The 26,501-nt window shown below is 37.4% G+C and carries 22 protein-coding genes and 1 pseudogene; 5 read left to right on the top strand and 18 right to left on the bottom strand.

Going from position 1 to position 26,501, the window contains the following annotated elements:
• The first annotated feature begins 114 nt into the window (after nucleotides 1-114).
• Nucleotides 115-1,134 carry a potassium channel protein gene (locus MKX82_RS09090; RefSeq protein ID WP_233314024.1) on the top strand — a complete coding sequence of 340 codons (1,020 nt, stop codon included), beginning with the start codon at nucleotides 115-117 and terminating at the stop codon, nucleotides 1,132-1,134.
• 54 nt (nucleotides 1,135-1,188) lie between these two features.
• On the opposite strand, the gene MKX82_RS09085 is transcribed toward MKX82_RS09090, so the two are convergent.
• Nucleotides 1,189-1,524, bottom strand: coding sequence for an antibiotic biosynthesis monooxygenase (locus MKX82_RS09085; protein ID WP_237941328.1), 336 nt, complete (start codon nucleotides 1,522-1,524; stop codon nucleotides 1,189-1,191).
• Nucleotides 1,525-1,729: 205 nt separating this feature from the next.
• Here MKX82_RS09085 and MKX82_RS09080 point away from each other — a divergent pair, with 205 nt between their 5' ends.
• Together MKX82_RS09080 and MKX82_RS09075 are read left to right on the top strand one after the other, a co-directional pair.
• Nucleotides 1,730-2,692 (top strand): processed acidic surface protein, encoded by a 963-nt coding sequence (locus MKX82_RS09080; RefSeq protein ID WP_251646990.1) that lies wholly within the window; start codon nucleotides 1,730-1,732, stop codon nucleotides 2,690-2,692.
• Entirely contained in the window at nucleotides 2,682-3,260 is a 579-nt protein-coding gene (locus MKX82_RS09075) for a class D sortase (RefSeq protein WP_237941327.1), read from the top strand. The genes MKX82_RS09080 and MKX82_RS09075 overlap by 11 nt, the downstream gene beginning before the upstream one ends.
• A 21-nt stretch (nucleotides 3,261-3,281) precedes the next feature.
• On the opposite strand, the gene MKX82_RS09070 is transcribed toward MKX82_RS09075, so the two are convergent.
• From MKX82_RS09070 to MKX82_RS09050, 5 genes are all read right to left on the bottom strand, one after another.
• Complete coding sequence (locus MKX82_RS09070) at nucleotides 3,282-3,989, bottom strand: class I SAM-dependent methyltransferase (RefSeq protein ID WP_341076568.1); 708 nt, start codon at nucleotides 3,987-3,989, stop codon at nucleotides 3,282-3,284.
• Nucleotides 3,990-4,086: 97 nt separating this feature from the next.
• Entirely contained in the window at nucleotides 4,087-7,437 is a 3,351-nt protein-coding gene (locus MKX82_RS09065) for a hypothetical protein (RefSeq protein ID WP_341076565.1), read from the bottom strand.
• Between the two features lie 128 nt (nucleotides 7,438-7,565).
• Nucleotides 7,566-9,890 (bottom strand): RNA polymerase recycling motor HelD, encoded by a 2,325-nt coding sequence (gene helD, locus MKX82_RS09060; protein WP_233314030.1) that lies wholly within the window; start codon nucleotides 9,888-9,890, stop codon nucleotides 7,566-7,568.
• A gap of 191 nt (nucleotides 9,891-10,081) precedes the next feature.
• Nucleotides 10,082-11,347 carry an MFS transporter gene (locus MKX82_RS09055; protein ID WP_341076561.1) on the bottom strand — a complete coding sequence of 422 codons (1,266 nt, stop codon included), beginning with the start codon at nucleotides 11,345-11,347 and terminating at the stop codon, nucleotides 10,082-10,084.
• A 202-nt stretch (nucleotides 11,348-11,549) separates the two neighbouring features.
• Nucleotides 11,550-13,511 carry an LTA synthase family protein gene (locus MKX82_RS09050; protein WP_233314760.1) on the bottom strand — a complete coding sequence of 654 codons (1,962 nt, stop codon included), beginning with the start codon at nucleotides 13,509-13,511 and terminating at the stop codon, nucleotides 11,550-11,552.
• A gap of 474 nt (nucleotides 13,512-13,985) precedes the next feature.
• Here MKX82_RS09050 and MKX82_RS09045 point away from each other — a divergent pair, with 474 nt between their 5' ends.
• Nucleotides 13,986-15,035, top strand: a complete 1,050-nt coding sequence (locus tag MKX82_RS09045) for a M42 family metallopeptidase (protein ID WP_233314032.1) — start codon at nucleotides 13,986-13,988, stop codon at nucleotides 15,033-15,035.
• Between the two features lie 52 nt (nucleotides 15,036-15,087).
• On the opposite strand, the gene MKX82_RS09040 is transcribed toward MKX82_RS09045, so the two are convergent.
• The 9 genes from MKX82_RS09040 to MKX82_RS09000 all read right to left on the bottom strand — a co-directional run bounded on the left by MKX82_RS09040 (nucleotide 15,088) and on the right by MKX82_RS09000 (nucleotide 23,783).
• The gene (locus tag MKX82_RS09040; protein WP_233314033.1) at nucleotides 15,088-15,639 is read right to left on the bottom strand and encodes a M15 family metallopeptidase; all 552 of its coding nucleotides are present in this window, start codon (nucleotides 15,637-15,639) and stop codon (nucleotides 15,088-15,090) included.
• 65 nt (nucleotides 15,640-15,704) lie between these two features.
• On the bottom strand, nucleotides 15,705-16,643 hold the full coding sequence (locus MKX82_RS09035; protein WP_233314034.1) for a response regulator: 939 nt from the start codon (nucleotides 16,641-16,643) through the stop codon (nucleotides 15,705-15,707).
• Between the two features lie 389 nt (nucleotides 16,644-17,032).
• Nucleotides 17,033-17,977 carry a C40 family peptidase gene (locus MKX82_RS09030; RefSeq protein ID WP_233314035.1) on the bottom strand — a complete coding sequence of 315 codons (945 nt, stop codon included), beginning with the start codon at nucleotides 17,975-17,977 and terminating at the stop codon, nucleotides 17,033-17,035.
• A gap of 281 nt (nucleotides 17,978-18,258) precedes the next feature.
• Nucleotides 18,259-21,393 (bottom strand): SMC family ATPase, encoded by a 3,135-nt coding sequence (locus MKX82_RS09025; RefSeq protein WP_341076554.1) that lies wholly within the window; start codon nucleotides 21,391-21,393, stop codon nucleotides 18,259-18,261.
• Nucleotides 21,390-22,535 carry an exonuclease SbcCD subunit D gene (locus tag MKX82_RS09020; RefSeq protein ID WP_341076553.1) on the bottom strand — a complete coding sequence of 382 codons (1,146 nt, stop codon included), beginning with the start codon at nucleotides 22,533-22,535 and terminating at the stop codon, nucleotides 21,390-21,392. Before MKX82_RS09020 ends, MKX82_RS09025 begins: the two co-directional genes overlap by 4 nt.
• Before the next feature lie 173 nt (nucleotides 22,536-22,708).
• Nucleotides 22,709-22,909: a cold-shock protein gene (locus MKX82_RS09015; protein ID WP_233314038.1), complete on the bottom strand. Its 201-nt coding sequence runs from the start codon at nucleotides 22,907-22,909 to the stop codon at nucleotides 22,709-22,711.
• A 216-nt stretch (nucleotides 22,910-23,125) separates the two neighbouring features.
• Nucleotides 23,126-23,260 carry a YvrJ family protein gene (locus MKX82_RS09010; RefSeq protein ID WP_233314039.1) on the bottom strand — a complete coding sequence of 45 codons (135 nt, stop codon included), beginning with the start codon at nucleotides 23,258-23,260 and terminating at the stop codon, nucleotides 23,126-23,128.
• Nucleotides 23,261-23,318: 58 nt separating this feature from the next.
• Nucleotides 23,319-23,534, bottom strand: a complete 216-nt coding sequence (locus MKX82_RS09005) for a DUF2922 domain-containing protein (RefSeq protein WP_233314040.1) — start codon at nucleotides 23,532-23,534, stop codon at nucleotides 23,319-23,321.
• An 84-nt stretch (nucleotides 23,535-23,618) separates the two neighbouring features.
• Nucleotides 23,619-23,783 (bottom strand): DUF1659 domain-containing protein, encoded by a 165-nt coding sequence (locus MKX82_RS09000; protein ID WP_341076548.1) that lies wholly within the window; start codon nucleotides 23,781-23,783, stop codon nucleotides 23,619-23,621.
• 168 nt (nucleotides 23,784-23,951) lie between these two features.
• Between MKX82_RS09000 and MKX82_RS08995 the strand changes: the two genes are divergently transcribed.
• Nucleotides 23,952-24,209 (top strand): phage holin family protein, encoded by a 258-nt coding sequence (locus MKX82_RS08995; RefSeq protein WP_233314042.1) that lies wholly within the window; start codon nucleotides 23,952-23,954, stop codon nucleotides 24,207-24,209.
• 385 nt (nucleotides 24,210-24,594) lie between these two features.
• Here the strand turns inward: MKX82_RS08995 and MKX82_RS08990 are convergent, their stop codons facing one another.
• From MKX82_RS08990 to MKX82_RS08980, 3 genes and pseudogenes are all read right to left on the bottom strand, one after another.
• A complete protein-coding gene (locus MKX82_RS08990) occupies nucleotides 24,595-24,777 on the bottom strand; it encodes a hypothetical protein (protein ID WP_341076546.1) in 183 nt (60 codons plus the stop codon).
• A 480-nt stretch (nucleotides 24,778-25,257) separates the two neighbouring features.
• Nucleotides 25,258-25,661 (bottom strand): annotated as a pseudogene (locus tag MKX82_RS08985) (VOC family protein).
• A gap of 58 nt (nucleotides 25,662-25,719) precedes the next feature.
• Entirely contained in the window at nucleotides 25,720-26,472 is a 753-nt protein-coding gene (locus MKX82_RS08980) for an aminoglycoside phosphotransferase family protein (RefSeq protein WP_341076544.1), read from the bottom strand.
• Between the last annotated feature and the right edge of the window lie 29 nt (nucleotides 26,473-26,501).

Genomic DNA, 26,501 nt, shown 5'->3' with positions numbered 1-26,501 from the left:
TTAATTTAAAAAACTATCATTAATGATATATTTTTCGCAAGGAATGGATAAACGGCCATTCGCGGGAATATTCATTATTTGATAGTTTTTTTATTTGAAGAAAGGAGGCTTTGCATGTATTTCTTTGGCCGAATTTGGAAAGTGATCATCAGCTTCAGCTTTTCAGCGATACTGCTCGTTACCATTATTGTTCTAATAAGTGCTGCATGGGTGTTTCACTTTTTAGAGCCTGCTACATTCCCAACCTATTTTGATAGCTTGTGGTTTACAATGGTCACCTCTACAACCGTTGGTTATGGAGACTATTATCCTCAAAGTGTGCCAGGCCGCTTATTTGCAATGGTCTTTTTCTTATACGGTATTATGACATTGACTGTTTTTATCGGAAAAATGCAGCAAATGCTTTCTGACTATAAAAGATTAAAGGAGGAAGGAAAGCTGGACTACAAAAAATCAGGCCATATTATTTTTATTGGTTATGGAAAAAAGACAATGATTGCGCTGAAAGAGATAAAAAACGCCAGCCCTGAGATGGCAATTGTGCTGATTGACAGCAAGCTTGCCAAAAACCCATATGATAATGATTATGTTTTCTTTATAAGTGGAAATCCAGCCGAAGATAAAACATTACTGAAAGCAAATTTGCCTGTTGCTGAACGGGTGTTTATCTTCTCAGATGAAAGGATAGAGGATGATTTAGCAGCGGATGGAACAACTGCGCTGATTGCATTAGGCGTTGAGGATTTATCCAGTGCTTATCATGTAAATATGCATACTACTGTTGAAATTCGTAAAGCAGCACATAAGGAGCGTTTTAAACATGCGAATGTAGAACGTTTCATTTATTCCTATGAATCTGTCGGGCTGCTATTTGCCAGAGAATGTCTGCATTCTGGAAGTGCGACTCTGTTTAATGATCTTCTGTCAAATGAAAGAGGCTCTGACTGGCATCACATAAAAGCCAAGCCAGAATGGATTACATATAAAGACGCTGCACTTGGTGTGTTTTCTTTAGGTGCAACATTACTAGCAGTGAATAATGATCTTGATGTCGCCACGAGAGCAGCAGAGCCCCTCCCGAAAAATGCGACACTTACGATTGTTTGCACCGACAGTTCTATCACTAATTTTTAACTGGACATAATTTGGGCTCTTTGTGTGTTTAAAACCAATCAGCCCCATTTTTTATTAATTTGCTTCTGTAGACTGCTTCCCTTTTTTAACTGCTTTTAATTCATATTTGCCGACAGTCACAGAGATTATATGATCCGGCTTTGGCTTACCAAGATTTTTGCGGTGTCCTTCAATATGTGCCGGGCTCTTTTCCCAATTTTTCCATGCTTCTTCTGATTCCCATCTGATTAATATCAGCACTTCTTCGTCACCGCGGCGGACTTTTTTTACATATACGCTAATGTCGACAAAGCCTTCCTGCTCCTCAATTATTCCCCCTTTACTGAACCTGTCCACAACAAGATGTGATGTTCCTTCCTTTACGACCATATTTCGTGTAATAACAAACATAACTCTATCCCCTTTCCAAATTATATATACATATATTTTATTGATAAAGATTATCATTGTCAATTAAAACCCTTCTCTTCTTCATCTTCCTGTCTGAATAAATACAAGGAAAAAATCAACTTTAAGCACTTTTTTTGGAAAGACTGTATTTTTTTCTCGTAACGACAAATAATACCAATAATTAGAGTTATTGGAGGTCTTTCCTATGTTTAAAGGTTATACTCTTGCACTGCTTGCCTGCTGTTTGTTTGTTATGTACCCGCTCGATGCGTTTGCTGCTCCTACTGGTGAAGAAGTCAGTCAGCTTGCCGACTCCCTCGGCTGGACAGTTGATGATTTAGAAAACTACTTAAGCGATAAAGAGCTCTCTGTAGAGGAGTTTGATTCCATTAAGGAATTGAAGGATTATCTCGGCACACCAATTACGCCAAATAACTTAGATGCCTTATTAAAAAACTATAATATGACAAGGGAAGAACTTGATATTCTTCTGACAGGATTTAATGAAAATGTTCAAGATTACTGGTTTATTGAGGATTTAGACGTTGCGATTGATTTTTACCAGAATCACGAAGAGCAAATGCAAAGTCTAGAGGTATTCCTTCTCAATGCAGGAATGACGGAAGAAGAAACGGCAAATCTTTACCACCATTTTAAAAAGCTGGATAAACAAACACTTGCCGAAAATATTTCAGCCTGGAAGGAATTACTGCAAGGATTCGCTGCGATGGATCAGGAAGAGCAATTATCTGCTTCTAGCAAAGAGACATTGCTGTCGATGTGGAAAAGTGTCAGTGAACAGCTCGAATTGACACCTGTTTTCTACTCTGTTGATGACAATGGCAAGCGGGAAAAAATTGCTTTAGATGAGTTTCTCCAAGCACCGCAGTATGACACTGTCGCACTTGAAGTATTCGACAACAATAACGACTTGCTTGTCGATACTGTCATTTCTCCAGAGAAATTAACAAGCAACTTTGCTGTTGCTGCTGCTGACAAAGTCGTAAATCTTGCTGAATTAAGCGGTAACTTAACAACACTTTATGAGTCTCAGCTGCCAAACACAGCGTCAAAAGTCCCGTTATACTTATTTATCGGCTATTTGCTTGTATTAATCGGCTGCTTTATCCTTCTTGGTAAAAAGAGCAAAAAGCTTTATGAAAAGTAAAGCTGTCAATAGCCTATCTTTGCTTGCCTACTTCCTAGTGATTATTGGAATGACATTCATCGTGTTTAATTCCATTATTCTGTTAAGAACACATGAGCAGATACCTGTACAGGACAGCACAGACAATCCCTCTTTCGATAAAAAGGATCTACCATTAAAAGAAGGCGAATGGTTCGGTGTTTTAATTGCACCGAGCCAAAATAAAAAGGTGCCCATTTATGAAGGCACAAGCAGCGATATTTTATCGAAAGGGGCTGGTCATTATTCAGCCAGCGCTTCTCCTGAAGACAGTGATAATACGATTATATCAGGACATCGTGATACGTACTTCCGTTTTTTGAAGGATGTATCAAAAAATGATAAAATTATTATCCAAACAAAAAAAGGGATTTTCACCTACCGTATCCGAAAAACCGATATTGTTTCTGCTTCGGCTGATAATATATTAACACCTAAAAGCAGACCGATTTTAACGTTAACGACTTGTTTCCCTTTTTCCTATATAGGCGATGCGCCTGATCGGTATATTTTAACGGCAGATTTAATAAAACAGGAAATAAATAAATAAGCCAAGATGCTACTATCTTGGCTATTCTTTCGTTCCTTTTACAACAAGAAAATGCGGATGACTCATCAAGTAATCATAACTTCCCCTAGCCAATTCTTTTAGCTGCTCTGTAGGCTTTAGCTCTTTTACTGCATTTAGCTTGAATGCTTTTGTTGTTTCATTAATAATAGCATGCAGCGGCCTGCGGTACATCGGAACCTCAAATTTTTGTCCGTCTTTATGCCAAGAATCTACATAAGCTTCCGTTTCAAAATAGCCTTGTTCGCCTGCATTCTTTATATCCATAAATGGATGATGAACAGAATAGATTATCTCACCACCCTTTTTTAATATCCTGTTAAACTCTTTAAATGTGCTGCTCCAATCTCGGATATAATGGAGGGTTAAAGAGCTGACAATGATATCAAAGGAAGCATTCGCAAATGGCAGTGCTTGCTCTAAATCCACACAGTAAATTTTACCCCTTTCACCAATTCTCCTTCGTGCCGCTTCAACCATTTGCGGGCTGATGTCAATCGCAGTTACGCTAGCGCCTCTAACAAGCAGTTCATTTGTATACCAGCCTGCTGCACAACCGGCATCCAGTATGCTCTTATCGCTTAGGTTCTCCGCGATTTCAGCAAGCATTCCCGGTCTTTCGTATTCTGCATTATAATAACTAGAACTATCCACTTGTGTTTCAAAAATAGTGGATAAAGCATCGAATACCTTCCGTAATTCTGTTTTCATCCTTAAGCCTCCCTCACCTTTTTTATCCTTTGTTTATATTCTTGATATAAGCAAAATATCCTTTATCCAAGCAAAAAACCATGCAAATGCATGGTTTTTAATTCCATTTCGTTAAAATGGCCGCTAGTTTATTTTTCCATTCTTTTAAATATAAACTAATATTTCTTCCGCTTTTTTGCTTTTGCATTTCATACAGGCTGGCAGACGCAATTAAGATTGTGCCTGCGATAAGCAAGTACGCCCACCATGGCATAACACCCCAAAATGGTCTTGTTTGCAGAAGTACATTTAATAGAAGCACCCCTATGCCGATGAAAAAGTAGGATTTATACCGGAAATAAAATCCGCCGATAACAGACAGTAAGGAAAGTGTCCCTAAAATGATAGCATCTGTTATAGCAGAGGTTCTTAATCCGTCAACACATAAACTAACGGCAGCAATAAGCAGGAAGCCCCATTCTGCTCGTATGATGAATTGCTTAAATGGCGCCATGATTTTTTTGCTTGCCCAAAATAGCAAAAACCATGGGAAAAGCAGAAGCTCCATTCGATAATAAACTGATATCTGCCATTCATGGAGCAATATATAATATGGCTGCAGCAACAACAGCAAAGCAAGCATTTTTACTGTCCACGTAAATTTAATGCTAACTCTTCCCTTCTGGATGTATGCAGTTAATGCCATAAGCAATCCAGGCACTGCCTTCATCCACCATACATCCACGTGCGAAAACACCAAGAAAAGGAAGGCTATAAAGCCACTGATAGTGTAGAAATCAATGGATAACACTTTTCCATTTTCAATGAGAAGGATTTTTTTATAAAGATACATACCAATACAGACAAGTGCGACACCAATTAAAGTGTAGAGAATAAAGCGGTCTGTTGGCAGAAACCCTTTTGCGTATATTAACCGTTCTGCACTAATGAACAGGAGCAGCATTGCAGGTGCGACAAGAAAATGCTTCCTGTCCAGATGCGTAATAACTAAGTATATAATCAGATAAAACAGTGTGGCAAAAAAGACTGAATAAGAAAATACTGTAAGCACTTGCCACGAAATGATTCCAATGATGCTAAATGGGATAAAAAACAGGAGCAATGATCTGCTGCTCGCGCTTAAAACAACTCTGTGCAGGAGCAAAAGTATACTTGTAAATATAAAGGCTTGTGATACGGCAGGGACACTGTCAATTACAAGCAGCTTTTCTAAAGTAAAAAATAAAAAGAAAGATAGATAAGCCCCATATTGCAGCAGCACGTTAAAATACTTCTGTTTAACAAAATAAGCACTTGCCGCATAAGCAAAAAAGCTAAAAACAAAATGAATGCTTGCGTCACTATAGTTAAACCAAACATCCAATAGTAATGCAAATGGCAAATACAAATGACCAATAAAACTTAAAGGCATTTTAAAGTCTTTGTTTTTTATAAGCACGGCGGCAGTCATTAGGAATATCCAGCCATATAGTGCTGCTTTTTCAAATAACCAGTCAGATGAATCAAATAATAGGTCAATGGCCGAAAAATAAGTAAAACAAGCTACTGCTGATACAAGCCAAGCCAATGATTTTTCCCGTTTTTTCCTATAAAACAGGTAAAAGACAAAGATGCCTGCAGCATATACTGCTGTTCGTGCGAAATCATGAGTAGATGGTGATGTAACAGTCAGCAAGATTGAGACCATATACATGATTTGGCTAATATAAAAACCATTTATGCCTAGTTTTTGATTTTTATTAGAATACCATTTGCACACCGATAATAATGTGATACTGCCAAGTGCAGTTGGACATGCTATCCCAAGCTCTCTAATGACTGGGACAGCTGTGTATAATGCTGCAAACGCAAAATATCCGACAATAGGAATAACAATGTCCAGTAATGAAAAACCAATCATATCTACCTTTTTATATTGGATATACAATAATATTACTCCAAGAAGGATAAGCATAAATACTACTTCCCATCCTCCAAAGAAAAACATCCCGCTTCCATATGCGCAAACAGCAAGTGCCCAAATGGAGATATTTGTTGAACTTCTTTTAATTAACTGAAGCATGGAAAACTTATTAAATATCCCTAAAACTAGCAAAAGGAAAAAGGCAATGACATAGCAAGTCACTAAAAAACTGTTTAAATTGGTGACAAAATCCCATTTTACTGCAAGCTGCCACAGACTGCTTCCCCAAAGTACTGCTGGGAAATAGGCAATGATGCCATGATAGAATCGAGATAAATAAACAAATTGTGCTCCAAGCAGTAAAAACGTACAGGAAACTATAAGAGAACCATACCAAAATAGTTCTAAATGAAAAACAGCACTATACAGCAGTGACGCCAAGCCCACAGCAATACTCGTGTATTCCCATGTTTTCCCTAAGTACAAGTCATTCCTCACCAATTTGAGCAAAAGGAATACAGCTCCTAAAGCAGCAAAGGCTAATGGCTGGAAATTGAAAATAAGATCATTTGAAAAAAGCTGATATGTCCCGGCAACAGCAGTCACTGTAACAAAAAAATGATAGTCCTTTTTTTTCGTTCGTAATAAAAATAAGAAATAAACTGCACTCATTAACAAAAAGTTCCAACCTTGAAAAACAGCAGATTCATAGAAAAAGCTTAGAAAAAGGGTTGTAACTGCCATATGAACAAGCAAATATACTGGAAGCAAACGATAGTAGCTTGAAGCCCATTTGTATTTCTTCTTTATTCCCATAAACAGAATAACTGCTAAATTAAAAATAACCATCAGCAAGACAAATACATCAAGCGGTACATACAATGCTGCAAACGCAAAGGCAAAAGCTGCTGAGACAGCGATTAATACTAATATGCGAAAAATGAGCGATTCTGTTATTTGTGCACATTTATGATAGACAGGAACAAGGATAATTCCTGCCATGACACCAAATAAATATTTGCCATCCCCGGTGACTGAAAGATACAGGCCTGCCAAGCGAAAATAGCTGACTGACAGAAATCCAATTGGTAAAAACAAACCGCCTAGCACAGTAAAGGCAAAAGCAGTTTTTTCAATCTTCACAAATACTTTGGCTACATAGCCAAAACCGAAAAACAAAATAGACACAAAGAAGATGCTCGCAGCCTTCATCCAATCTGCCATTGTGCTCCAATTGCTTGTAGCAACAAATAGCCCGCCAATTATAAGCAGAAAGACGCCGATATACAAAAGATACGAAATATTTCTTTCGCGTATTTCTTCTTTGCTGCGGATTTTTTTTGGTTTTTTCGGTTGAACCGGCTTGGAGTTTACTTGTTTCTCTGTATAGGTTGAAACCGCCGTTTTAGCCTTTTCTGCTGCTGCTAATTTTTCATCATCAACATAGCTGGTATAGCCGCCTAACACTTCATCATACGTTTGTTCCCGTATGTATCCACGCGATTTAAGCAGTGCAAGCTTAGTCAAAAATGGATTTTCTGTCATTTCTATTAACCCCTTATGATCATTTTGTACATAATGTGTAATTTTACATTATTTAATACGATATTTCAATATTATGCACAAAAGTAATAAAAAAGCCGCTTAGGTTTATGTCTAAGCAGCGATTAAGATTAATTTGAAATTTTTATATATGTGTAAGTATCTTCCGCAATATTATTTAGGAATGGACTAGGTTTATCTTTTTCTTTATAAACATACAATTCATGCATTGCTCTTGTGCAGGCAGTATAAAAAAGTTCTTTTTCGAGCTCATTCACATATGCTGAGCTGTTATAAAGGATAACAGCGTCAAATTCAATTCCTTTTGCCAAGTAGGCAGGAACAACAGAAATACCCTTTTCGTAAGAAATAGTTCCCTTTTCTAATAAGCGGACACCGCCTAATCCTTTTAAGGAGTCATATACTTCTGTACTTTCCTTTTGTGTTTTACAGATGACTGCAATTGTTTTATGACCCGCCTCTTTTAAGGTCTGCAAATCTCCTTGCAAATTAGCCAAGATTACTGCTTTATCAGCAGCTTCCTTAACGACTGGCTTATTTCCATGACGGTTAAATGGCTCAATGTCATCCCCATTATGAGTTAAACTTCTAGTAAACTCGATGATTTCTTTCGTGGAACGATAACTTTTCGTTAGAGTAATTTTCTCGACGTCTTCATTGCCATCCCGTATAAATTCATCATTTCCATGTGCAAAGATAGCCTGGTTTAAGTCACCTAAAAATGTCATTTTACTGTACGGGAAAAGCTCTTTTATATAGCTGATTTGGAAAGCGGAATAGTCTTGTGCCTCATCGATAAACACTTGCCTGATGCTTGTGCTTGCTTTTTTCCCTTCAAGCTTATCCTTCAAATAGGAGTAAGGTGTTCCATCTTCATTCCAAAGCAATCTCTTTTCTAGATTCTCCGATGTATCAGTGATAATTTTGTCCCAGTCTGTGTTTGACAGCTCTGCTGGCGTTGGCGTAATCTCCCTTAATGCGTTTTTGTATATTTGGCTGTAATCGATAAACCGGAGATTTTTTATCCTTTTATAAATTGATTTAAACCGTTTGTTCACAATTACCCTGCGAAGAACAACTTCTTCTTTGTCAAAATAAGTAAACTCATCTAAGTCATTATTTTTTTTCTGTGCTTCTTTAAAGGCATTTAAATAATCTTCTTTATCCAGAAGCATCATTTCCTCATCGACCCAGCTCTGTTTTCTTTCTGTTTTCGCATGCTTGCGCATTTCTGCTTGTGCCCAGTCCTTTAGAAGCTGCATTCTATTAGGTATAGTGATATGCTCTTCGGACTCATAAAATTTCCGTTCTAATTCTTCCTTAGAAATCAGGACTTTCTTTCGGAAAGAGATATCTTTAAAAACAATCCCTTCCTGCATTAATCCTTCTACATATTTATCAAGCTCATTTTTAAAGGAAAGACTGCTCTTATATTGAATCCCTGCAAGACGGAGCTTATGGCTTTGCACATCCTCATCGGAAAGAAGAGCTTCCAGCTGGGAAAAGGGATCTTCCACTTCTAATGATTTTCCAACACGATTGACAATATACTCATGCCAAGTTGTCTGCTGCATATTCTCCTCTCCTAATTCAGGAAGAACGGTGGAGACATAGCTGTTAAATAACGGATTGGGTGAAAACAGCATGATATTATCCGATTTAAGTGTCTTACGGTGCCTGTAAAGGAGAAATGCGACACGCTGCAGTGCAGCCGAAGTTTTGCCGCTGCCTGCGACGCCTTGAACGATTAAATATTTGCTCGTTTCATTGCGGATGATTTTGTTCTGCTCCTTTTGAATGGTGGCGACAATGCTTTTCATCATCGAGCTTGCATTAGTGCCGAGCACCTCAAGGAGCAATTCGTCACCGATCGTTACGCCAGTATCAAAAAGATTTAGAATTTTTCCATCACGAATCAGAAATTGCCTTTTTAATAAAAGCTCTCCGCCAATTTCTCCTTCTGGTGTCATATATGCAGCCGCACCTGGCGAATAATCATAATAGACACTGGAAATAGGCGCTCTCCAATCATATATTAAGAAATTTTCTTCGTTTTGGTCCATCAAGGAAGTAATGCCAATATAAATGGCTTCTGCTTCTTCGCCTTCTTCCTTAAAATCAATTCGGCCAAAGTATGGTGAGTACTGCAGTTTCTCTAATGTCTTTAGCTGCTTATGTATTTGGCCGATGCTTCGCTCTCTTTCACCCAACAGTTCTGCCTGCTGTCTAAGACTGATATGCGTCTCTAAGACGTCATCAGGCTCGTCAAGGTTAACCGTGACATCTTCCCAAAAAGTTTCACGAAGGTGTCCTGCATCACCGCCAACTTCTTTTCTGTTTGCTTCTAATTTATTTATTTTTTTGCCGATTTCCTGTATTACCATATCTGCTCTTTGTTGCTCTGTTGAGATTTCTTCTATATCCTTTTTGCTCATTTTTTCTACCACTCCTTGTACTTTACTATTTGACAAGCAGGATTTTTTATGATAATATAATATTAGATAGTTATAAATATTTTTATATGTTGTTATTTATAACTTTTCAAGTATATCATAATTTTCTTTACATATCTATAGAAATCATCCCATGCTAATAAGAAGCATGGGATTTTTTGCGTTGTCATTTTTTAAATCTTCGCCGCGGTTCTTTTCAAAAGAAGCGTATCTTTTCTCTTTAAGTATACGTAATAAGCAAAGAAAAATACACCACTTAACGCTCTCAAAACAGATGATATATTCATCGCACTGTATATATTCGTCATTTCCAGCAGAACTACACCTGCTTGGGGTGCTACAAATGCAACAAGTGCCAAAAGGATATTATAATTTGATATACTTTGACTTCTTGTTTCTTCATTGGTGCTGTCCAGCAGCTGATTAAACAATAGCAGAACCGTTCCTGACACGAATAGTCCAGCAAGGAGATTAACAGCAACTATATAAGGTAAATTAGTGGATAGCACCGTCATAAATGGAGTTGTTGCCATCCCTAACGATACAAGGACAAGCATTTTAGAATGGGAATGCTTTTCAGCCATCCTGCCCCACCATTTAAAGCTGACAATTTGTCCGATGGAGTTGGCGACAGCAAACAAACTGATCCATAAACCAGTAGCTCCAGCGTACTTTATTTGATAGATGCTGAATAATGACCAGCACATTTGCCATGCAAAATTAAAAAACAAACTGCATAGCAGAAAATATAAAAAAGGTTTATGCTTAAAAACTGTTAAACCAAACAATGATTTTTTAACAGCTGTTTTTGGTTTTTCTTTTATCGGTTCGACATGTCTTTTTAAATAGATAATTTCAACTATTCCGCAAAGGAAGGCAGCGATAAATAACAGCTGGTATGGCAACGGATTGCTTGAATCAAACAGCTGCAGAAACAAACCGACAAGGAAAGTTGATATCATTGCTACAATTGTCATAACCTTATTGCGCGTGCTAAAAAATATATTTCGCCTCGTTTCTGAAACGATATCAGCAATTAAAGCCTGCCATGATAAATTAGCAAAGGAAAAAGGCAGATTCATCAAAGCGACCAGGAGAATAAATGTCCAGCTTTGCATTGTCTCTGGCAGGAAAACAACTAATGCCATCCCAATTAGAAAGATACGCGCCATCATAAAGGAATATACTGTAAACATTTTTTTACTTTGAAGCCTGTTCATGATGACGGAACCTATAATCATCGCAAACATTCCAACAAATTGCGGCAATGAGCCGATCAGTCCAAGCTCATAGTTACTAACACCAAGAACACTAATAGCGAAAAGAGGAAAATAATTATTAGAGATATTAAGAATGAGAGTAGTATAAATCCCGTTTTTAATACTCCATTTTTCATTAGCGCTATTCACCTGTTCATGCTCATCCATTATTGAATCCATCCTTTTATCGAATAGTTTTTCCTATCAAATTTATTTCGAATTCTGAACTTTTCCACTAGTAATAATACTCCCATCCTATCGCTGTTACAAGTACTTTTTGAGAAATAAAAGTACAATTTTTATAAAGCTTATATAAAAGGAATAAAAGCTGTTGTTTGCAAATAAAAAAGCCGTTTATCCAATTGGATAAACGGCTTTACTTTTATTCGCCACTATCTGTTGTTGCATTTGTTTCTGTTTCAGACTCTGTTGAATCTTCACCATTTTTTACATAGCTGTAATCATCTCGATTAATTGGCGTGAACCCTTTTGGCGTATAGAAACGCAGCAGATCTTTATTTACGATAGCATCAGATGTTTGCAGCTCTGCTGCTGCACTTTCTGCTTGCTGTGCACATTCTTTGCTATCTAATAAATCACCGCTATTCGTATCATAACAATTGTCTCCGATTTTTGTTACGGTCGGTGACACATAGTCTCCGTTACGGAACGGTATTGTTTCACGATGATCTTTTGACAGCAAATCAGATCCGATTTGCAGATAATCCTTTGTGTCTACGCCTAATAAATGAAGCACTGTCGGCATAACATCAACGTCGCCGCCATACTCGCTGACAACTTTTCCTTCAGCACCAGGAACGTGAATGAATAATGGGACACGTTGCAGCTGCGCATTCATTAACGGTGTAATTTCATCAACACCCATAACCTTTGCCATTGCAGTATTATGGTTTTCAGAAATACCATAATGATCTCCGTACATGACAACCATTGTGTCGTCATATAAACCTTCTTCTTTCAAGTAGCTGAAGAATTCTTTAATCGACTCATCAAGATAATGAGCAGATTGGAAATAGTCGTTTACAACAGAATCGCCAAAATCACCAGCAGGGAAGTCCGTATCTCCTTCATCCATTTCAAAAGGATGGTGGTTAGACAATGTGATGAATTTTGTATAGAACGGCTGTTGCAATGATTTTAAGAGCGGCATGCTTTCCTTAAAGAAAGGAATATCCTTCATACCGTAGTTCTTTGTATTTTCTTCGGACATATCATAGTATTCTGCATCAAAGAAATAATCATAACCAATTGATTTGTACATTTCATTTCTGTTCCAGAAAGTCTTGTAGTTACCGTGGAACGCCGCAGAAACATAGCCTTTTGTCTTCAGGATAGCTGGAGCAGACTGCAATGTGTTTTGCGCTTTGTTCACGAACACTGAGCCTTGGCTCATTCCATACAAAGAGTTATCCATCATGAACTCAGCGTCAGAGGTTTTCCCCTGGCCTGTTTGATGGAAGAAGTTTTCGAAATAGAATGTGTTTTGGTTACCAACAAGAGAATTCAAGAACGGCGTAACTTCTTCTCCGTTAAGCTTGTAGTTAATAATAAAGCTTTGCAGTGATTCAAGAGAAATATAAACGACGTTTTTGCCTTCCGCTTTTCCATAATAAACGGAATTCGGCTCTGCGAAGTTAGCGTTGATATAGTTTTGCACTTCCGTTATATCACTGCTGTCAGCAAGAGCTCTTTGGCTTTCTGAGCGGGCATTCTGCACGACATCATAAATCGTAAAGTTATATGCGCCCAAATATTTCACCAAATAGTTTCGGTCAAATGATCTGCTTAAAAGCTGTGGACGATCTGCTTCTGCAAGACCTAAGTTGATGATAAACACCAAGATTGCAAGAGCAAACACAGATTTGGCAGCTCTTCTATTTTTTTGAACTTTAGGTTTATAAACTTTCGTTGCCAGCAATACTATTAGTATAATCACATCCAGGAAGTACAGGATATCAAATATGCTCATCAGCGAGTTGATGCTGTCGCTGAGCTGGCCACCGTTCACCTTCACCTGCATAACAACAGGAACGGTGATAAAGTCTGTAAAGAATCGGTAGTACACGATATTTGCATAAAGCAATGCAGACATGATTCCACTTATGACAACTATCATGATTGATTGTGCTTTTCCTTTAATAAACAAAGCAAGTCCTATAAAGAATAAAGCAGAGCTTAACGGGTTTAAGAACAGAAGGAATTGCTGCAGTGCACCTTCGACTCCAAGGCTGAACTCAACCTTATAAGCAATATACGTTTTCATCCAAAATAAAATAATGGCGATTAAAAAGAAAGAAGAATGTTTAGAGAAAAATTTCTTCATTAATTCCGCTGTACCTTTCAATCATATTCACCTCAATTCAAGTTTGTAGCAAAAAATCCAATACTGATTTCATCGGCTTCTTACTTAGCCTTTTTTTTGTAAATTTTATTGTCTAATCCTAATACAATTAGTAAAAGCCTATGTTCAGCCTTAATCGAGATGTGTTTTGCCTTTACATCAAAATACCGTTTAAAATTATAACACAGGATGATTCAAAGAGAAATAAATAAATATGCCTTCTTTTCCACTAATATCCTTCACATAGTGTTTACAAAAAGCATATAAATTCTTCAAATTAAACCCATCTTACATTAATTACAAAAAAAATGCTAGTGAAATACTATAAGTAAAAAGAATCAAAATACTTCGTTAATCAAATTAATTTTTCCCTCCTATTTCAGGGATTTCTTTAAACTATATCTTCCAGAATTTTTCAAGTATAATAAAATAGATACTTTAGCAGGAGGAATTAGCATGAATAACTGGAACAAAGAGGAGTTCTTTGAGACACTAGAGGGCTTATTAAATATAAGCAGCCCTTCTGGCAATACCGATACCATTATTGAATACATAGAACATCAGCTGCAAGCTGACGGAATCAGCACGAAAAGAAATAATAAAGGCGGCTTGATTGCAACCATTGGTGGTAAAAGCTCAGACAAACATAGGATGCTGACTGCACATGTCGATACACTAGGAGCAATGGTGAAGGAAATTAAAGCAAATGGAAGGCTTCGTCTTGACTTAATAGGCGGCTTCACCTACAACAGCATTGAAGGAGAAAACTGCCGCATCGAAACGGCAACAGGCGATGTATACACAGGAACCATTCTGCTTCATCAAGCATCTGTTCATGTATATAAAGATGCAGCCAAGGCCGAAAGAAACCAGGCAAACATGGAAGTCAGAATCGACGAACGTGTCTCTACTGCAGAGGATGTTAAAAAATTAGGAATTGCTGTAGGTGATTTTGTATCGTTTTATCCAAGGGTAGAAATGACTAAATCAGGCTTTATTAAATCTCGTCACTTAGACGATAAAGCTAGTGTTGCAATTCTTTTGCATATTATAAAGAAACTGCAAGCTGCAACAGATACTCTACCCTATACAACTCATTTCCTTATTTCCAATAACGAAGAAATTGGCTATGGCGGAAATTCCAATATACCAGCAGAAACGGTTGAGTATTTGGCTGTTGATATGGGTGCAATGGGTGATGGCCAATCAACAGATGAGTATACTGTTTCCATTTGCGTAAAAGATGCAAGCGGTCCTTATCATTTAGGGCTCCGTAAAAAGCTGGTGAAGCTCGCAGAAGATAACAGTATTCCATACCAGCTTGATATTTACCCCTATTACGGCTCGGATGCTTCTGCTGCCATCCGATCAGGACATGATATTATACATGGATTAATTGGTCCTGGAATTGATTCATCTCATGCGTATGAAAGAACGCATTTTTCCTCGATTGAGGCAACGGCAAACTTAATTTATGCTTATGTATGGAGTGAAATGGTTAAATAACTTAAAATATTCATAAAAAAAACAGCGGCAATGTCATTTTGCTGCTGTTTTTTTATGGACGTTCCCCATTTTGCAAGTCTTCAATCGATAAACCGAAGTCCATTTGAAAATGTGGATAATCCTTAAAGCTGATCCAATCGCCGCCCCACTCAAATCCTAAGGATTTAGCTATTTCGACAACCTCCGACCAGTCATCTTTTGAATTGCCGTTTCCGTCATATTCCATATCCCAAATGACTTCCCCATTTATATTCATTAAGGCAAAATCGATTGCCAATCCATAGTTATGATAGGATTCGCCGCCCTTAGCATTTGTCACAATATCTCCATCTGCAGTCCTGCCTTGGGCATACAGTTCATCCTGTTCCTCTGCGCTTCTGAAATCTGCCGTTATAACCACATTGATTCCTTTGTCTGCTGCTAAGCTTATTAGCTCATCTCTTTTTTTAGCAACGGTCTCATTTAGTTCTGTCGGCATTGGAACATTTTCTTTTTTTACAGGCTGCTTTTCCTGCCAGTACACAACAACAAATAGACATAAAATCAGACAAACTAAAAGGAAGCTGGCAATATTCCTGCTCTTTCTTTTATTTGTTTTTTTCAATAATTCTCTCCTTGTTTCTTCTATAAGATTATTGCTTAGTTAACAAATAGCAACACATATTTATATCACCTGCTGCTGCTTAACTTTTTCGCCTCAAAATAAAGCACTTGGATAAACTTTTTCGTGTGAATTTTCACTTGCTTTGGTGAAACTTCCTGTTCATTGCTGAGCTCTGTCATCTTACACCTTATAGTTGAAAAATCAAAAAACTTTGTCGCGTAATTTTCAAATTTTGCATTAGTTGACGCACTTAAACCAATGTTCGCCCAATGGGTAATCGATTGATAAATGGCCCTCCGCACCCGCTGTTCACTAGCTTTCGTCTCTCTGTTCAGCTCAAGTGGCGATGCTGCTTCGCCAAGTCTCATAAATGACAGCTTTTCAAACAGCTCCTTTAAAGAAGGAAAATGAAGATCAAACCCATCATTTATTTCATGTTCATATAAATATTGAACCATTTCCAGTAAATCTTTACTGCCGTTTTCCCCGATGATACCAAGTTCTGACAGCAAAAACTCTGCTGATTCGACAATTTTTACACTTGCTTGAGCAACTGCTGTACCGTCTGCGGTGTTTTTCCCATTTGATGTCAATAAACTGTTAAGTGAACAGCGAATATCATTAACGGTTTTCTCCAGCTGAATGGATTGAATCACTTTATTTATAACAGCAACTAATTCCTTTTTGTTAATTGGTTTTGTCACATAATAATCAACGCCTTCAGCATAGGCATCGCCGATTAATTCTTTTGTTTCAACTTGAGAAAGCATGATAACTTTGCCTTTAAACTCTCTGTTCCAGGACTTTATTGTTTCAATACCATCACGCTCTGGCATCAGTAAATCCATGATGACAATGTCGATATCATTAAATTGCAATACATTGCTTGTCACTTTACAGCCTGTTTCCGCTTCTCCAATAACAGAGCCAAGCTTTTCACCCTCAATGATATGCCTCATTACAGATCGGATTGCTCCATCATCATCTACTAAAAAAAATCTCATGCATTATGCCCCTTTTTCCATTTTACTAATAATGGCCAGATTTTGCAGCTATTCGCAACTGTCCTATATACTAATTAAACATGTGTACTAACTAAAAATCTATTTTGAAACTATGTTTAAGTCGCTTTTTATCAAAATAGTACTACAAATTTTCCATTTCGTTGTATTTTTTTATTTTTCTTATTATTCAGAAGTCAAATAATAAAAAAATATAGGACGCTTATTCACCGTCCATTATAGCAGGACAACCAAAAAGGGCATGTGCTAAAAATCACTTTTGTGATAAAAAGCCATGCCCTAATTATCTTAGAAAGCCTCTTTCTTTATTAGCAATTAAAGCTCCTCGAGATTTCCGAGCAATACTGATATAGAAAGGAGTTCTCTATTTATTAGAAATATGATTTCACGCCTAAATAACGTGGTTTCCAGTACGAATTGCTCATATCTGTAATTGTAACACCTGTTGAAGATCCAGCATGAATAAATTTATTATTCCCCATATAAATACCAGCATGTGATGGACCAGAAGTTGTCTCATAAAACACGATATCGCCTACTTCAGGTGTTGAAACTTGAGTTCCAGCATTCCAAATTGTTGCAACTGTTCTAGGAATAGAAAGACCTACTTTTGAGAAAACATAATTAATGAACCCGCTGCAGTCAAAACCAGATGGTGTACTTCCGCCCCATACGTACGGAACACCAATATATTTTTGTGCTTCAGCAATTAATGCATCAGCTTTACTAGCTGTGTTTTGAGTGGGAGCAGTTGACTCGCCAGATGCAGGTGCCTTAACATTTAAGGCTTGTCCAACATAAATGGTGTCTGTGCTTAACTTATTCCACGTTTTTAATTGATCGACTGTAATCTTAAACTTTGTTGCGATCGACCATAACGAGTCTCCGCTGGCAACCTTGTACGTTGTCACTGTTGAAGCTGTTTCAGTAGTATTCGTAGCTGTACCTTGAGACGTGACGATCATTAATGATTGACCAACTTTAATGATATCGCTTGTCAAACCGTTCCATTCTTTAATCTTTGCTGCTGTCGTATTATACGTGACAGCAATTTTAGACAATGCATCACCGCTTTTCACCGTGTAATGAATATGAGTCGGAAGCAATGTCAGCTCTTGTCCTACCTTAATAATAGAACCATTTAAATTATTATAAGCAGTAAGATTCGCAACCGAAACATTATTGGCAGCAGAAATCTTCCATAATGTATCTCCTGATTTTACTACATACTTCTTTTCATGAGCACTTGCATTTGTTTGAAATCCGGCAAAAAATATAGTCGCTGTTGCACAAACAGTTAGCAGCTGTTTTTTCATGTAGCAGCATTCTCCTTTTGGTGTGTTGTTGTCTATCTGACTTTTATTCTAATAACTAACCTGCTAGATTCCTATGCGTAAAAGCTGGATGTTTTGGTGTTCATTTCCTTTTTTGCAGCAGCAAGTATAAAAATACTATAAACGTTCACAGAAAACAGTATATTAAGCCTAGTATTTTTCCGGATGATTACTGTATTACCATATAAAAGAAAGAAAGCGCAAAGCAAAAAAAGCAATACACTAGGAGTATATCCCTAGTGTATTGCTACTTTATCTGTCTATTAAAACAAATGATGGAACTGAGTGGTGCTTCCGCTTTGTCCTGCAATAACTTCTAATTGTACATCAATTCTTTCCTTTAACTCAGGCACATGAGAAATAATTCCAACCAATCTGCCGGAGCTTTGAATTTCCATCAATGTTTCAATTGCTTGATCTAATGATTCAGGATCTAATGTTCCAAATCCTTCATCAATGAACATGGTTTCCAAAGAAACACCGCCAGCATATGCTTGAACAACATCTGCAAGTCCCAATGCTAACGACAGGGCAGCTTTAAAGCTTTCTCCGCCTGATAAAGTTTTAACATGCCGTTCTTGTCCAGTATATTGGTCAAAGACAAGCAGCTCAAGCCCACTTTGAACATTTCCTTTCGATCTGTCCTTCTTTCTCATGAGCTGATATCTTCCGCTTGTCATCTTCACAAGCCTGCTGTTGGCCTCTTTTAATATATCATCAAGGAATGCCGCCAATACATAACGCTCAAACGTCATTCTGTATGTGTTCTGCCCTCTTGTAATATCATATAAATGACCGATAAGCTTATAGCTCTCTTCTAGTTCTTTAATTTCTTGATTGATTTTCTCCACCTTGCTCATAATTTCTTTATTATCATTTTCTTTTATGAGCAGATTTGTATGCTCCTGCTGCTTCTGGCTGATGACTTCATCCAAGTCTTTCCGTCTTGCCAACAGTGATTCCATATCAGGTGTTTTCACATCCCGAAGTATTTCGTCCAAATCATGATAGCGATCCCTAATTGAACGGTATTGTTCCTTATATTGCTGTATGCTAGCCAGCAATGCTTCAATCTCACTTGCAGGCAGCTTCGCTTGATGAAATTGTCCGTATGTGGAAAAACCTTCTCCTGTCATCTTATCCAAGAAAATTTTCCGTTCTGTTTGCAGGTTCGCAGCAATATCCTTATGCTGCTTGTCCAAGCTTTCCATAATGCCAAGTTCTTTTTGCTGTTTCGTTTTCATTTCCTGCAAGGCAGCCTGTGATTTGCTGTATGCTTCCTCCAGAAGAGCAAGCTTAGACTCAGAGGCTGAGAGCTCCTGTTTAAAGCTAGCACTGTTCCGCAGATTTTCTGGGACTGCATTCCTCATTGTATTAAGGGCTGATTCTGATTCTGTCTTTTTTAAGGTTAACTGATGAATTTGCTCTGTTGTCTTTTCCATACGAGCAGTATTTACATCCATTGCCTTTTCCAGCTCTGTAATCGTACTATCAAGCTTTTCGAGCTTGCTTGCAGAAAGCTCTAACTTGCGCTGCTCACGCTCTAATTCTTCTGTTTCCTGTAGTACTATTTGCTTCATGTCTGCAGCAGATTTACTTACAGCATCCTGTCTAACCTCTTCTAGTTCCACTCTTGTTGCCGTCTTCTGCTCTTCTAGGAAGCTAATTTGCGAATTTGTCTGCAGCAAGTCATTTTCTGCAGCAATCTTTTCCTTCTCAATGACAGCTAAATCTGCTTTCGCACTTTTAATATCTTCCTGTGTCGGCATTGTTCCATGGTTGTTTTTAGGGTTAGGGTGATGCGTGCTGCCACAGACAGGACATGGCTTGTCTTGTTCAAGTGTTTGAGCTAAATGGTAGCTTTGTGCTGCAAGCCAGTTCTCCTCTAGTTTCTCAACAAGCGCTTTAGCATCCTCGAAGCGGGCCGTATTATGGGCTGCCAATTTCGTTTTGTTTTGGACTTCTACTGTGCGTTCTGCAATTTTATTTTCAACGGATATAAGCTTTTCAAGCTTTTCCAATAAGTATCTTTTATCTGCTAATATTCCTTTGTTTTCCAAAAGGGTAAGTTTATTTTTTTCAAGTTCTTGCTTGTTTGCTTTTAATGCTTGAACGTCTTTTTCGTGCTGGGCTTTTTCTTTTACTAGAAACTGCTTGTTTGCTTCTTGCTGGCTTATTTGCGCAGACGCCTTGACTACGGCTTCTTCTAATTTAGAAAACTGCTCCACATCATGCTGGATTGTTTTTAGATAAGCAATATATTCAGACAGCTTTTTTCGTTCCGGCTCTTTATCCACTTCCTGGTGAAAAGCTTTTTCTGCTTGGATTATATTTTCGGAAATTTTTTCAAGAATAGCAGTCAAATCATTTTTTTGTTGCTCACATCTGTCCAGCTGTCTTTTTAAATGATGGCAAATTTCCTCCTGTTGGGTAAGCAATGCAGCCTTTTGGGCCAATAATGCTGTCTTTTCGTTCGTTTCGACAGCTTCGCGCTGTTGTTCGAGCTTATCTTTTTGCTCTTTCAATTCTTCCCTTAGCTTCATTTGCTTTAAAACAGCTTCTGCCTCAAACACTTTATTGTTAAGGTCATCCCGTTCTTTATGCTTTGCTTCCAATTCTGTTTTTAACTGAACTGCTGCTTGCGCCATTGCTTGTAATTCCTTTTGAAGAAGCGGCATTAGGACAACATCATTATCATTACCTTGCAGAAGCAATTCTTTCAATTCATCTACAAATAGGCTAGTAATATTGGAAAGAGCAGATGCGCGCATTAACAGCTGCTGCTCCACATTCTTCTTTAGATGAGAGGATTTTTCCTTCAGCTTTTCCTCCATATATTTATATATTTCGGTATGGAAGAGACGCTGAAGAATCGCTTCCTTCTCCTTGCTGTCTGAAGTGAGAAGCTTTCTGAACTCTCCTTGTGGTATCATAAGAATTTGGCGAAATTGATTGCTGTCAATTTGCATTATCTCTTTAATTTTTTCCTCAACATCACGAATGGAAGACGCAATATTCTTTAATTCCCCATTTTCGTCATACACATATAACTCTGCTTTTGCGCCAATTGTTGTGAAGCCGTCGCCTCTTTCTTTCTTCTTCTCCTGCTGTGGTGACCTTGTGATAAGATACCGTTTATCCCTTAATTTAAAATCAAGGCTCACTTCTGTTGATAAAGAGTCACTTGCAAATTGGCTTCGCAATTCAGGGCCATTCCGGTCTTCTCCGCTTGCTTTTCCATAGATAGCATAGCTTATGCCATCAAAAATCGTCGTTTTCCCTGCTCCTGTTTTGCCTGAAATAACGAACATTGTCCGAGTTCCAAGCTTAGTAAAATCGATTACTTCTGTTTTTGCATACGGCCCAAAGGCCTGCATTGTCAATTTTAGAGGCCTCATTTCAACTCTTCCTCCCTTCTGACCTGATTGATGACATCACTAATCATCTGGCGCTTTTCTTCTGTAAACTCAGCTGTTGTCATCTCTTCATAAAAGGACATAAATAAATCAAGCTCTGTTTTTCGCTTCTGGTCTTTTTCTGTTAAAGATGACTTTTTCTTTTTATCAATATTTTCTAATTTACGTTCAAGATGAAGAACGTTTGGGTACACCTGTCTCAGCTTTTGAATAGGATCTAAAATGGCTCCTTCATCTAAAATCGTTATTTTTAAATAATCATCTATTTTTTGCTGCCCATAAAAGCTTGGATCGAGCAATTCTTCCATATATCCCTCTAATTCTCGCATGTCTTTTTTTGGTGTAAAGGTATGGAAGCGCTCTGTGAAGTTTCCTTTATCATCCATTTCGATAATAGATACAGATTTACGCTGTTTTGCTTCTGAAAAGGAATACTTCATTAAACTGCCTGAATATTTAACTGATTGATGATTTAAAGCATCTGGACTGTGAAGATGGCCTAAAGCAGTGTACGAAAAAGGCGCGAACACTTCTGCACCGACACAGCCTGAACCACCAACAGACAGGACTCTTTCTGAGTCTGTTGTTTTCCCGCCTAGAACGAAGCTATGTCCTATAAGGATATTCGGTTCGCTCGCATTCAATTGAGCTTCTATTTTGCCAACGATTGCTTTCATTGCATCATGGTGATTAACGATGGAAGAATCTCCGAGAAATTCTCTTACAGTTACCGGCTCACAATAAGGAACTAAATAAAAGTTAACGCCTTTCATATGAATTGGCGCAAGGCTATTTTCGATTTTGCCGTTTAAGAAAAATTTGTTTTGTTTATACCATGAGCTTCCGAAAGACAATCGTTCTGCACTGTCATGATTGCCAGAAACAGCTAGAATCGGAATATTCAATTCAACGTTAATGGTATATAACACCTCATCAAGCAGGTTCACTGCTTCTGTAGGAGGTATGGAGCGATCATATAAATCCCCGGCAATAATAATGCCATCCGGCTGTTCTTCCTTCGCAAGCTCAACAAATTGATTAAGCATATGCCTTTGGTCCTCTGTCATATACAAACCATGAACAAGCTTTCCTAAATGCCAATCTGCAGTATGAATGAATTTCAAATCTATCACCTCAAAAAACTATATATATTAAAATTTCGTTATCTAGTATTACTATGGAGACTATCCTTCATTATAGCAAACAATTGAGTTTTGCAGTTTATGAGATTTTTTGACAACACAAATTAGGGGATGCTTCTTGTGGAAGCATCCCCTAATATATTTATGTTAGTATATTATTTTTTATTAACATTAGCAGCTTGAGGGCCACGTGCGCCTTCTACTACTTCAAATTCAACTTCTTGTCCTTCTTCTAAAGACTTGAAGCCTTCTGTTTGAATAGCAGAATAGTGTACAAATACGTCGTTTCCGTTTTCTTGTTCAATAAATCCGAAACCTTTTTCTGCATTAAACCATTTTACTTTGCCGTTGTTCATGAAAATATCCTCCTATTAGCTAAAAAGCTTCCCTTAAAATTACCATTTTATCCCGCATTTTTATTACGAATGCCAATCTTTAAAACTATGAAAAAAAAGGCTGTAACACGTAAATACGTTAACTAACGGTTAATGTAAATTTAACATTTTTAGTTATTATTGTCAATAGAAAACCCTTTCATTTTTCAGATAATTACCCCAGAAATTTTATTACTATTATTTCATCCTATCTGGCAGACTATCAATTGACTGAATCATCGAGTCTAATCTTATTTCAATCCTGTACAGTAAATACATACTGACAGCGATTGGAAAGCCAGCTTCACTGATTACTGCCATCCATTCAGTCATTGCCTTCACCTCTACTTTTAGTTAAAAAGGGACAGGAAAAAAACTGCCCCTTCTTCTGCTACAGTTCATACTCGGTAACATTTCGTTCAATTACCCGTGCACCTTTCGGGGAAATTAAGTCACCATTAGCTGTAGTAAAAACGTCGGCTGCAATAATGCTGTCCATTGCCGTTTTCATAGCTTCCAAATCTATTGGCTCCTGCGGCTCACCTAAAGTTAGTTTAGACTGTTTGCCATTTGCGGCGCTAAAGGTCAATTCAAGTGTTTTCGCCATTCTTTTCACCACCTTTCTATGCAAGATTTCTTTATCTTGAAATATCATAGCTTTCATGCTTTGTTACAGAATAAACAGGGAAACTCACAATCGTTCAATAGAGTCGGCTGCCTGCAGAATCTGATCAGCAGAAGCAGTTGGCTTGACGAGATTAAAGGTTTTGCTGCTTAACTGGGGGTCACCATTTTCCTTAACACCGTTTTGAAAATGCAGCTTAATACTAGTTTCTTTCAACACGATTTGTGCCATGATTAACATCACCTCCTTTCCCTTTCTATATAGACATATGGTGCTAAAAAGGACAGGGGGAATGCACCGTTATTTTTATAAATATTTTATTCATAGGTATGCAAACAAACGAAAGAAAGGATTTTTTCATAGAATGGAAGCATAAGAGGATTAAAGGAGGGAACCTACATGGAATTGGAGCTTCTAAAGGCATTTATAAACGAAAATTATTATGTTTTCATACCAGTTCTATGGGTGATTGGATATGCACTTAAACAAACACCCAAAATCCCTAATTGGCTAATTATTTGGATTTTACTAGCATTCTCCATCATTCTTGGAACTTTTGCTTATGGATTTAACCTTTCAGCCATCATAAATGGAGTATTAGTAACAGGTGTAGCTGTATTAGGACATCAAATCATTCAACACAACCCATTCAGATGATATTAAACATCTTTTATATATAAAAAAGGCTGGTGCAAAGCATCCCTTAAGGGGAGGTGCGCACCTGCCTTTCATTTTGCGTTTTAAGCACAACAAATTTTTTATTCCTTAACCATCCTTTTTTCTATAACTAATACAACAAATAATCCTGCCAATAAACATAGACCTGAAAGTATTTTTACCGATATGTTTACAGCAGAAGTAATATCTTTCAAAAAAGAAAAACAAACATATATGAACAAAAGCCAGTGACCCTTTTTAGCTATCCGTTTTATGTTAATCACCCTTCATATAGTTAGACTAATATTTATTGATTTTTGATCGGAGTATCCAACTGGGATAGAAAGGTACCGACCTATTTAATTATCTGTCCTTCTAGCAACTTTTAAGACTTTTCCTCTGTATATAATTTATATAGTTTTAAATGCCTCTCACTGAGCGTTTTCCGTTTCTCGATATCTCTATTTAATTGAATGAATGCTTCTAACTTAGTGTTTCTTCGCAGCCAATATACTTTTAAGTGCTCCTCACAATACCAGTTTAATGCTGTTCCTTCCCAATTTTTCAATGGACGATTTCCCCTTGAATCACAGTTCTCTGCTTCGCATTTTCTATCTATAAAGTATTGGGCCATAAATCTTCCTTCTCTATTTTTTAATGGTTTCTTTTAGTTTCTCCTTTGTTTCTGCTAATCTTCTCTGTAAATGGCTATTGTGATAGGTATCCAAGTAAAAATCTGCAAAAGATTGATGCTTATAGCGTGGTACAACATGCATATGAAAATGAGATAACTCGCTAAAGATGCCGCGATTTTGGCATCTCGTTATACAATCCGGCTGGTAAAGCTTTTTAAGAGCTTGTGCAAATAATCTAGAAGCTTGTATGACAAAATTTGCTGTATTTGTATTAAGCTCATCGATATCCTCAACATGCCCTTCATTAAAAAGACCATCATCTAATAGACCACAAATATACTCATTATCATAAACGATATACGCTGTTAATCTCTTATTTGCTAGACTGCAGCCTTAACATTCCAACGACTCACCTAAATATTAAAACTGGGACTCCATTCACTGCAAACATCAAATTTATTGCCATCAATATCTGAAAATACAAAGTTACGTCCTGAGTGTCCTCTATCTTCTATGTCACCAACTTGGATTTTTTTATAAACAAACTCGCTATGTAATGCTTCTAATTCGCGTAATCCATTAACTTCGAATGTCATGGAGAAATGTTCTTGACCATATATATCCAAAAAGTTTGCAGTTTGGTTAGGTTGGGATGCAACTAAAAATAAGCTTTGGTTTGCCAGGTTTAGGGATAGCCTTATCAGCATCCTTATAACTCAACTCCGCACCTGAATTCCGGGACATACCATACTGCAGAAAGGTCTACATTAGTAACTGGGATATAAGTTGTGCTTACTCTTATTAGTTTTCCACTCACCATTATCCTCCTTTTCTAAGTTTTATTTTTTACGTATATCCTGTAAAAATCAGCTTTATCAGCTGCAGTATTCGTTTACCATTTTCATCAATAGTTTGTTTTCTTCCACAGATACATTTTCATATAACCTTGCGCCTGCGATTATTGGCAACCACTCGAGTATTTCACCTTTAAGAATGGTTGTATGTTTACAATACATATCTATATAAAGCTCGGCTAACTCTATAGAAAATGACAAAAACAATAAATAAGTTCGGCATATATCTGCCTGCCTATCACCAGCACTAGCATCCACCCAATCAATGATATAAACTTCCTTGTCTGTTGCAATTAGATTAAACGGATGAAGATCTCCATGACAAAGTCTGTGTTCATGCTTTAAACTCTTCAATTTTAGAAGCAAGGCTTGCTTTTGTATGTCATTTAAACAAGAAACCGCTTGAAGCTTAGATTTGAGTCTTTCTGGCAGAGGCTCTAATGCATCGGCTTCAACTATAACTGCATGAATGGATGTTTGTACGTTAATTAAAAGCTTCATGTATCGCTCCGCATGCTCTAAATCATTTAATAATTGCTGCCCCAATGTTTCCCCGTAAATATACTCCATAACGATTGCCTGACTGTCATTTATATTTTTCACTTCCAGTACTTTAGGAGCATTAAGCCCTTTAGAATAAGCATACTGTTGTTTTTCAGCTTCATAATAAGCTTCACCCTGCGGTAAAAAATCTTTAAAAACTTTCATTATTTTACTGTCCAATAAATATAGATTGGCTGTATTGCCTGTAGCTATTGGATTCCCTAAATTCATTATTTTCTCCTCCGAACGAATAACGTACT

The sequence above is a fragment of the Niallia sp. FSL R7-0271 genome (assembly GCF_038005785.1).
Taxonomy (GTDB): Bacteria; Bacillota; Bacilli; order Bacillales; family Cytobacillaceae; genus Niallia.
This window is presented reverse-complemented; position numbering and strand designations above follow the sequence as displayed.